Source organism: Citrobacter sp. S55_ASV_140, from assembly GCF_018919505.1.
Taxonomy (GTDB): domain Bacteria; phylum Pseudomonadota; class Gammaproteobacteria; order Enterobacterales; family Enterobacteriaceae; genus Citrobacter; species Citrobacter werkmanii.
The window spans coordinates 1-2,143 of the sequence record NZ_JAHLQZ010000349.1; the positions used below are offsets into that span (position 1 = coordinate 1).

Annotated in this window: 3 protein-coding genes; 1 reads left to right on the forward strand and 2 read right to left on the reverse strand. The window is 46.3% G+C overall.

What is annotated here, in order from left to right:
- Nucleotides 1–874, reverse strand: an 874-nt coding sequence (locus KQJ18_RS23580; protein WP_216422903.1) for an aryl-sulfate sulfotransferase, incomplete at its 3' end; no start/stop codon positions are given.
- A gap of 394 nt (nucleotides 875–1,268) precedes the next feature.
- On the opposite strand from KQJ18_RS23580, the gene KQJ18_RS23585 reads away from it, so the two are divergent.
- Nucleotides 1,269–1,445 carry a hypothetical protein gene (locus KQJ18_RS23585; protein ID WP_069324349.1) on the forward strand — a complete coding sequence of 59 codons (177 nt, stop codon included), beginning with the start codon at nucleotides 1,269–1,271 and terminating at the stop codon, nucleotides 1,443–1,445.
- Between the two features lie 66 nt (nucleotides 1,446–1,511).
- On the opposite strand, the gene zupT is transcribed toward KQJ18_RS23585, so the two are convergent.
- Nucleotides 1,512–2,143: zinc transporter ZupT (zupT, locus tag KQJ18_RS23590; protein WP_216422904.1), on the reverse strand; the 632-nt coding region annotated here is incomplete at its 5' end.

Below are 2,143 nucleotides of genomic sequence, written 5' to 3' on the forward strand. Positions count from 1 at the left end.
GAAGCAGTACGGTGTCATTGACCGTTTCGATCGATTCATGCGATGCGTCAAGGAATCCACGCGGCAGCTTATGGTCGGCCAGAATCTGTCCCATCATATCGAATTCATACCAGTGCTGACCCTGCACGGCGGTGAAGGTTCCGCGCGGTGTTTCCCGAATGCCCATCAGGTAACCGCGCTTATTGATATCCATGTCATGGCCGTCATAGAAGGTATCCTGATCCAACCACCAACGATATTCACCTTCCGTATCGACGACGAAGGTAAAAGGGGCGATATCAAAGGGTAATGCGCCACCTGCGGGGCCCGCATCAAGGATGCCGGCATTTTTGTCTTTTTCACCATGCCAGTGGAATTCTGCGCCCTGCGCGGTGAAAGTATGGGTATTCACCAGATACAGACGGTCTTCAAAGCCGGGAGCAACCTTAATAACTTTAGTTTGCTGTAAATCAGAAAGAGAACGGTTATCCATGTAGTGATTAACGATGGCGGATGTTTGCACCACGTAATCTTCCTTCATCGCCTTGCCATTTTCTTTATATTCGATGGTAACTTTATTAGCGTACTTTTGATAAAGGCCAAAAACAGGAATGCCATCGTAAGTGGCGAGTGATTCTTTGCCAACGGTATAAGTAACCGGAACCCCTTTTTCACCTTTACCATGAACGGTGACTTTAACATCCGAAATAACGTGACTATCTAATTCAATCAGTGCGGTAAGTGGGGCATTTCCATAAGGATCAACAACTATTGCGCCCAGTTTACCTGCGGGTTGGGCGGGTTGAAAACCTGCGGCAAACGAATTCCCCACAGTTAATCCAAATGCCAGTGCAAGCGTTCCAGCGAGAAGTGTTTTTCGGTATTGCGTAAACATGGATATATCTCCTTATATTACCTGTAAATATAATGGTGCTGAATATATTATGTTTTTACGATGTTAATTAAGCAAAGGATAGTATTGCTGATGCTGCTTTAATGATGAATCAATTAATATTGATGAGGCTTATTGTTCTGCAGAATCTAATTTTTATTATTTGAATAGTATTGGCGAGATATTTTAAGAACAATGTTTATTATTGTGTTGTGTGATCTTGTCGACATAGTTTAATTGTTTATAACGATCTGGGCTATTAGCTTAGTCGCTTATTTATATGATCGAAATCATATATTTGTTTCTGGAATATGCCACTATAGGGGTAGGTTGGAATAAGGTAGTGTAAAATTTTAACGTTAAATGTTTAATGATGTTAAATATTAAGGGTAAAAGAATGTTTATTGCCTGGTATTGGATTGTATTAATTGCACTCGTTGCGGTTGGTTATTATTGTCATATGAAGCGTTATTGTCGTGCGTTCCGCCAGGACAGAGATGCGCTGCTTGAGGCGCGTAACAAACTCTTTCGTCGATCTGGCGAAGATAACGGCACGGTTAAGGGACAGGAATAGTCCTTCGCGTTCTGCTATGGATGAGCGGATGCTGTTAAACTTGCAGGGTGGCATCCGCCCTCTGGATTATCCGATTCCCATGGACTGGAGAATGACGAGACTTAACCCCATCACCGACATTCCGCACAATACCCCATAGCTGGGATTATTATTGGGATCGATCTCTTTTGCCAATGGCATCAATTCATCGACGGACAGCGCGACCATAATACCTGCGACGGCCGCCATTATCGCCGCCATCACTACCGGCGAAATCAGACTACCGAGAATTAACCACGCCAGTACGCCGCCCAATATTTCTGCCATGCCCGAAATCCCGGCCCAGAATATCGCGGTGCGTTTAGATCCCGTAGCCGCATAAACCGGACCCGCCACGGCTAATCCTTCAGGAATATTGTGTAATGCGACGGCAAGGGCAATACCAAAGCCCAGTTCGAGGTTGCTGCTGGCGGTAACAAATGTCGCAATTCCTTCCGGGAAGTTGTGCAGGCTAATGCCGAGTGTCAATAAAATCGCGGTACGCCGGATGGAACCGGGTAAAGGCTGCGTGGTTTTTTGCACCAGATCCTGGGGGTGAGCATGCGGCAGTATACGATCGAGGCCAAAGTAGCCCAGCAAGCCCACAATAAACATCCCGTAGCCCAACACCGGCGACATGCCGTCAGCGGCCAGCGCAGCGGGCAGCATCTCCATTAGGG